The organism is Pseudomonas sp. HMSC076A11 (genome assembly GCF_001810205.1).
In the GTDB taxonomy this organism is placed as follows: Bacteria; Pseudomonadota; Gammaproteobacteria; order Pseudomonadales; family Pseudomonadaceae; genus Pseudomonas; species Pseudomonas aeruginosa.
This window is the reverse complement of sequence record NZ_KV800265.1, coordinates 1-6,642: the sequence shown is the minus strand read 5'-3', so window position 1 is coordinate 6,642 and position 6,642 is coordinate 1. Positions and strand designations below refer to the sequence as shown.

The following is a 6,642-nucleotide window of genomic DNA, read 5'->3' as shown; positions in this document are numbered from 1 at the left end:
TCGTATATCCCCCGAGGCTGTTCGAACGATGAAAACGGAGACGAAGGTGATCAAGGGACGCCAGGGCATCGCCCGCAATCGGCACACCCCGTTGTGCCTGGGGCTGCTGCTGGCGCTGAGTCCGCTGGCCGCGGCCGTGGCCGACGCGCGCAAGGACGGCGAGACGGAACTGCCGGACATGGTGATCAGCGGAGAAAGCACGTCTGCCACCCAGCCGCCGGGGGTGACTACCCTGGGCAAGGTGCCGCTCAAGCCGCGCGAGCTGCCGCAGTCCGCCAGCGTCATCGACCATGAGCGCCTCGAACAGCAGAATCTGTTCAGCCTCGACGAAGCCATGCAGCAGGCCACCGGGGTCACCGTGCAGCCGTTCCAGCTGCTGACCACCGCCTACTACGTGCGCGGCTTCAAGGTCGACTCCTTCGAGCTGGACGGGGTGCCGGCACTGCTCGGCAATACCGCCAGTTCGCCGCAGGACATGGCGATCTACGAGCGGGTCGAGATCCTCCGCGGCTCCAACGGACTGCTGCATGGCACCGGCAACCCGGCGGCCACCGTCAACCTGGTGCGCAAGCGGCCGCAGCGCGAGTTCGCCGCCAGCACCACCCTCAGCGCTGGGCGCTGGGACCGCTACCGCGCCGAGGTCGACGTCGGCGGCCCGCTGAGCGCCAGCGGCAACGTGCGCGGCCGAGCGGTGGCCGCCTACGAGGACCGCGACTACTTCTACGACGTGGCCGACCAGGGCACCCGCCTGCTCTACGGGGTGACCGAGTTCGACCTGAGCCCCGACACCCTGCTCACCGTCGGTGCGCAATACCAGCACATCGACTCGATCACCAACATGGCCGGGGTACCGATGGCCAAGGATGGGTCCAATCTCGGGCTGTCCCGCGACACCTACCTCGATGTCGACTGGGACCGCTTCAAGTGGGACACCTACCGCGCCTTCGGCTCCCTCGAACAGCAACTGGGCGGCGGCTGGAAAGGCAAGGTCAGCGCCGAATACCAGGAAGCCGATTCGCGCCTGCGTTACGCCGGCTCCTTCGGCGCCATCGACCCGCAGACCGGCGACGGTGGCCAGCTGACGGGCGCCGCCTACAAGTTCAAGAGCATCCAGCGCAGCCTCGACGCCAACCTCAATGGGCCGGTGCGACTGTTCGGCCTGACCCACGAACTGCTCGGTGGGGTCACCTACGCCCAGGGCGAGACCCGCCAGGACACCGCACGCTTCCTCAACCTGCCGAACACCCCGGTCAATGTCTACCGCTGGGACCCGCACGGCGTGCCGCGCCCGCAGATCGGCCAGTACACTTCGCCGGGCACCACCACCACCACCCAGAAAGGCCTCTATGCCCTGGGTCGGATCAAGCTCGCCGAGCCGCTGACCCTGGTGGTCGGCGGCCGCGAAAGCTGGTGGGACCAGGACACCCCGGCCACCCGCTTCAATCCCGGTCGCCAGTTCACGCCCTACGGCGGGCTGATCTGGGACTTCGCCAGGGACTGGTCGTGGTATGTCAGCTACGCCGAGGTCTACCAGCCGCAGGCGGATCGCCAGACCTGGAACAGCGAGCCGTTGAGCCCGGTGGAAGGCAAGACCTACGAAACCGGGATCAAGGGCGAACTGGCCGACGGCCGCCTGAACCTGTCGCTGGCGGCGTTCCGCATCGACCTGGAGAACAATCCGCAGGAAGACCCGGACCATCCGGGGCCGCCCAACAATCCGTTCTACATCAGCGGCGGCAAGGTGCGCAGCCAGGGCTTCGAGCTGGAAGGCACCGGCTACCTGACGCCCTACTGGAGTCTCTCGGCCGGCTACACCTACACCAGCACCGAGTACCTCAAGGACAGCCAGAACGACTCGGGGACGCGCTACTCCACCTTCACCCCGAGGCACCTGCTGCGCCTGTGGAGCAACTACGACCTGCCCTGGCAGGATCGGCGCTGGAGCGTCGGCGGCGGACTCCAGGCGCAGAGCGACTACAGCGTCGACTACCGCGGCGTGAGCATGCGCCAGGGCGGCTACGCACTGGTCAACATGCGCCTGGGCTACAAGATCGACGAGCACTGGACGGCGGCGGTCAACGTCAACAACCTGTTCGACCGGACCTACTACCAGAGCCTGTCCAACCCCAACTGGAACAACCGCTACGGCGAACCGCGCAGCTTCAACGTCAGCCTGCGGGGCGCGTTCTGATGCCGCGCCAGTCGGGCTTCGGCTGGGCCTGGCGGGTTCCGCTGGCGCTCGCCGGCAGCCTGGCGGCGGCGACCGCCAGCGGCTATCTGTTGACTCGCGGGCTGCCCCTGGACGACCCGCTCGAGCGTCTCTACGCCGGGCTCTTCGGCGCGCTCGGGGTGGGCTTGTTGCTGCTTGTCGGCGGGTTGCTGGCGCGTGGTCCGGGCAACTTCGCCTGGCGCCTGGGCGGTAGCCTGCTGCTACTGGGCCTGGCGTTGTGGCTGCTGGCGGGGCGCGGTTGAAGTGGCGGCGCGTCCTCTCCTGCTCTCGCTGCACGGTGGCGCCGGCGCGCTGTTCGGCGTGTTGCTGTTCGTGGTGCTGTTCAGTGGCGCCTGGAGTCTTGGCCACGACGACCTGCGCGAGTGGCTGCGGGCCCCGGCGCAGGCGGGAGGAGAAGCCCTTGCGCTGGAGCGCCTGCTCGAACGGGCGGGCGAGGAAGGCGTCGACATCCGCGATGCGACCCTGCTGCTGCCCGCTCCCGGCCATGCCGCCTTCAGCGTCTGCGATGCGCGCCTGGACTGCCGGCTGGACCTCGACCCGGCCAGCGGCCGGGTGCTGCCACCGATGCCGGCGCTGGACCTCCTGCTGAACCTGCACAAGAGCCTGTTCGTCGGCTTCCCCGGGCGGGTGCTGGTCAGCCTGTTCGGCGTATCGCTGTTGCTGCTGTGCCTGGCCGGCGTGCTGCTGCACAGCCGCCGCTGGCGCGACCTGCGGCGTTGGCGGCGGGATCGCGGGCTGCGCCTGGCGCTGTTCGACCTGCATGGCCTGATCGGCATCTGGGGACTGCCCTGGCTGCTGTTGTTCGGTTTCACCGGCGCGCTCAGCGGGCTGGGCGCGCTCGGGACCCTGCTGCTGGCGCCGGTGGCCTACCCGCAGGAACCGAACCGGGTGTTCGTCGAGTTGATGGGACCGCCGCCGCCCGCCGCCGAGGGGCGGCCATTGGCGTCCCGCATCGATCTCGACCGCCTGCTTGCCGGCGATGCCGTGCGGGCGCCCGGCTTCGTCGCCCAGCGCTTGAGCCTCAGCCATGCCGGGGATGTCGCCGGCAGCGTGGAGATCGCCGGTATCCAGCGTGGCCTGCCGAGTACCGCGAACTTCGAGCGGCACCGCTATCGGCTGGCCGACGGCGCCCTGCTCGACGAGCGCAGCTCGGCGCAGCGCGGGTTCTGGCTGCGCGCCTTCATCGCCGTGCAGCCGTTGCATTTCGCCCAGTACCAGTGGCTCGGGCCGGGCTGGTCCGCCGCGTTGCGCGGCCTGCACCTGGCGATGGGCCTCGGCGCCTGCCTGCTCTGCGCCAGCGGCCTGTACCTGTGGCTGCAACGACGCGCCTCGGCGCCGGACGCCCGCGTACGGCTCTTGCAGCGCCTGAGCCAGGGTTTCTGTGCCGGCCTGGTGGCGGCGGCCGCGTTGCTCCTGCTGGGGCTGCAACTCGTGCCCTCGGAGCTACTCGCCGGACCCTGGCCGGGGCGGCTGTTCCTTGTCCTGTGGGCCGCCGCTGGCCTGGCGGCGTTGCTGCTGCCGGGCGACTGGCCGCTGGCGCGCGGGTTGCTCGGCGTCGCCGGGCTGGCCTGCCTGGCGGCCGCCGTCGCGCACCTGGCGCCCTGGCTCATGCGCGGCCGGCTGCCGGCCCTGGGCCCCGACCTCACCCTGATCCTCTGCGGCGCGCTACTCATCCGGCACGCCTGGATGCAGGCGCGCGCCGCCGCGCCACCCGCCCACCCCCGTGTCACCGGAGACCACCATGCTTGAGCTGTATCGCCACCGCCGCCTGGTCATCACCCTGGCGTTGCTCTACCTGTCCCAGGGCATTCCCATCGGCCTGGCCATGGACGCCCTGCCCACCCTCCTGCGCCAGGATGGCGCGCCATTGCAGGCGCTGGCCTTCCTGCCCCTGGTGGGGCTGCCCTGGGTGGTCAAGTTCCTCTGGGCGCCCTGGGTCGACAACCATTGGTCGCGCCGTCTCGGCCGGCGGCGTAGCTGGATCCTGCCGATGCAATGCATCGTCCTCGCCTGCCTGCTCGGCCTGGCGACGCTCGGCCTCGGCGTGGCCAGTGCCGGTTGGGCGGTCGGCCTGCTGGCGCTGGCTTCGCTGGCCAGCGCGACCCAGGACATCGCCACCGACGGCATGGCGGCGGAGCACTTCAGCGGCGAGCTGCTGGCCAAGGTCAACGCGGTACAGATCGCCGGGGTGATGATCGGCTTCTTCGGCGGTGGCGCCGGCAGCCTGATCCTCGCCGGGCATTTCGGCCAGCGCGCGGCGTTCCTGGTCGTGGCCTGCGTGCCGCTGGCAAGCCTGTGCTGCGTGCTCGCCCTGGGGCGCGGCGACCCCCACGAACTCCCCCCGGCACCGGCCGCCAAGGCCAGCCTGCTGCGCTTCCTGCGTCGGCCGCTGGCGCCTTCGCTGCTGGCACTGGCACTGCTGTCGGCGATGACCGCGGTATCCGGCTTCGGCCTGTCCAAGCTGTACCTCAGCGATGCCGGCTGGGCCTTGCAGGACATCGGCCGGCTGGGCATGAGCGGTGGCCTGGTCACGGTATTCCTCGGCTGCGGCGGCGGCGCCTGGCTGGTCAGGCGGATCGGCCTGTGGCGCGGTTTCGCCCTTGGCGTGGTGCTCGCCGGTTGTTCGGCGCTGCTCTGGTATCTGCAGGCCGGTCGCTGGTTGGCACTGAGCGAAGGATTGGCGTGGACCTGCGTGCTGATCGGCTCGCTGGCTACCGGCATCACCTCGGTGGCGATCCTCACCGCGGCGATGCGCTTCGCCGGCCAGGGCGGCCAGGCCGGCACCGATGTCACCGCGGTGCAGAGCACCCGAGACCTCGGCGAGATGCTGGCGTCTTCGTTCCTGGTCAGCCTCACCGCGCAGATCGGCTATGCCGGCGGTTTCCTCACCGGCAGCGCCCTGGCGGTGCTGGCCCTGTTGCTCGCCCTGCGCCTGCAGGCCGGTGAGGGGCGCGGGGAGTGGAAGGGGCGGGCGGAAGAGGTCTGAGGCGCTGCCGATAGGCGCGCAGCGCCCGGCACCCGCACGGATGCCGCCTCTCCCGCGGACGGGAGAGGCGGGAGAGGGCAGGCGCGGTGGCCTGCCCGGTGTTGCTAGCGTGGCCGTTCCACCTGGTTGCGGTAGCTGCCGGTGATCGCTTCCAGCGCCGCGCTCTTCTCGGTCTTCGGTCGCGAAGCCGCGGCCCATTCCTCTTTTTCCCGTTCGCGGTTGGCCAGGATGATCTTGTTGGCGGTCGGCCGCCGCGCTTCTTCGTATTCGCGCAGGGCTGCGGCCACGTCGGCGTTGCGCGCCAGCGCGGCGGCCAGCTCGATGCCGTCGAGGATCGCCTGCGAAGCGCCGTTGGCGCCCATCGGATACATCAGGTGGGCGGCGTCGCCGAGCAGCGTGATGCGTCCCCGGCCCCAGTGCGGCAGCGGATCGCGGTCGACCATCGGGTACTGCAGGATCAACTGGTTGCGGGTCAGCAGGTCGCGGATGTCGAACCAGCCCAGGTCCCAGTCGGCGAAGAACGGCAACACGTCTTCCAGGCGTCCGTTGCGGTTCCAGTCGGCCTCGTTGTCGAGCTGGCCGACGGCGGCGCTCGGCACCATGCACACCCAGTTCACCAGCGACTTGCCTTCGGCCGCGTGGCGCGCCGAGATCGGATAGGCGACCAGGCGCGACCAGTGCTCGTCGTTGGCGACGATCATGGTCTTGCCGTCGAGGAAGCGGTCGAACTCGGTGACGCCGCGCCACATGGTGATCCCACCGTGGGACAGCGGCCCCTGGTCGGGATGCAGGTGCGCGCGGACCGCCGAGTGGATGCCGTCGGCGCCGACCAGCACATCGGCACCGAGCGCCAGGGGCTTGCTGTGTCCGTCGCGGGCGCCGATCAGTACGCGGCCGTCGCGCTCTTCGATGCGCTCCACGCCGAGACCGGTGCGTACCGCCTGTTGGCCGAGGCGCTCGCGCACCGCGGCGAGCAGGATCATCTGCAGTTCGCCGCGATGGATCGAGTACTGCGGATAGGCGTTGCCGGCCTCCACGCCGCGCGGCTCGGACCATACCGTGGCGCCGCTCTGGTCGATGTAGCGCAGCTCGTGGGTGGGGATGGCGGTGGCCGCCAGCGCCGGGCCGAGGCCCAGTTCGGCAAGGGCCTCGACCGCCGCCGGCTGGATATTGATGCCGACGCCAAGGGGGCGTATCTCGCTGCTGCTTTCCAGCAGCGTGACCTTGCCGATGCCGGCCTGGTGCAGGGCCAGGGCGCAACTGAGGCCGCCGATGCCGGCGCCGGCAATGAGGATATCGATGGGTTCGCTCATGGGTGCTTCCTTTTCTCGAGTGTTCGAATCGATGGGGGTTCGGCTGGGACGGATGACCGTTTACCGCGATGAAACGTCGGCGCAGCGGCGGATAACGCCGGTGGCGTTATTCG

The 6,642-nt window shown here is 70.1% G+C and carries 5 protein-coding genes; 4 read left to right on the top strand and 1 reads right to left on the bottom strand.

The genetic code is table 11. The annotated features are described in order from the left end of the window. Positions 1 to 28 precede the first annotated feature (28 nt). Genes fptA through HMPREF2716_RS02230 form a run of 4 tightly spaced genes read left to right on the top strand, consistent with a single transcriptional unit; the run spans position 29 to position 5,216 of the window. Entirely contained in the window at positions 29 to 2,191 is a 2,163-nt protein-coding gene (gene fptA / locus HMPREF2716_RS02245) for a Fe(3+)-pyochelin receptor FptA (protein WP_033862807.1), read from the top strand. Beyond that, positions 2,191 to 2,472, top strand: coding sequence for a protein FptB (locus HMPREF2716_RS02240; protein ID WP_003142872.1), 282 nt, complete (start codon positions 2,191 to 2,193; stop codon positions 2,470 to 2,472). Before fptA ends, HMPREF2716_RS02240 begins: the two co-directional genes overlap by 1 nt. A gap of 1 nt (position 2,473) precedes the next feature. Next, positions 2,474 to 3,979 carry a PepSY-associated TM helix domain-containing protein gene (locus HMPREF2716_RS02235; RefSeq protein WP_023518043.1) on the top strand — a complete coding sequence of 502 codons (1,506 nt, stop codon included), beginning with the start codon at positions 2,474 to 2,476 and terminating at the stop codon, positions 3,977 to 3,979. Next, on the top strand, positions 3,972 to 5,216 hold the full coding sequence (locus HMPREF2716_RS02230) for a RhtX/FptX family siderophore transporter (RefSeq protein ID WP_023518042.1): 1,245 nt from the start codon (positions 3,972 to 3,974) through the stop codon (positions 5,214 to 5,216). The genes HMPREF2716_RS02235 and HMPREF2716_RS02230 overlap by 8 nt, the downstream gene beginning before the upstream one ends. 104 nt (positions 5,217 to 5,320) lie before the next feature. Here HMPREF2716_RS02230 and phzM read toward each other — a convergent pair whose 3' ends face one another. Further along, entirely contained in the window at positions 5,321 to 6,529 is a 1,209-nt protein-coding gene (gene phzM / locus HMPREF2716_RS02225; protein WP_019726769.1) for a pyocyanin biosynthetic protein PhzM, read from the bottom strand. Positions 6,530 to 6,642 lie beyond the last annotated feature (113 nt).

Coding starts and splice junctions, on each gene's coding strand:
- fptA (WP_033862807.1), top strand. CDS start 29: ATGAAAACGGAGACGAAGGTGATCAAGGGACGCCAGGGCATCGCCCGC.
- HMPREF2716_RS02240 (WP_003142872.1), top strand. CDS start 2,191: ATGCCGCGCCAGTCGGGCTTCGGCTGGGCCTGGCGGGTTCCGCTGGCG.
- HMPREF2716_RS02230 (WP_023518042.1), top strand. CDS start 3,972: ATGCTTGAGCTGTATCGCCACCGCCGCCTGGTCATCACCCTGGCGTTG.
- phzM (WP_019726769.1), bottom strand. CDS start 6,529: ATGAGCGAACCCATCGATATCCTCATTGCCGGCGCCGGCATCGGCGGC.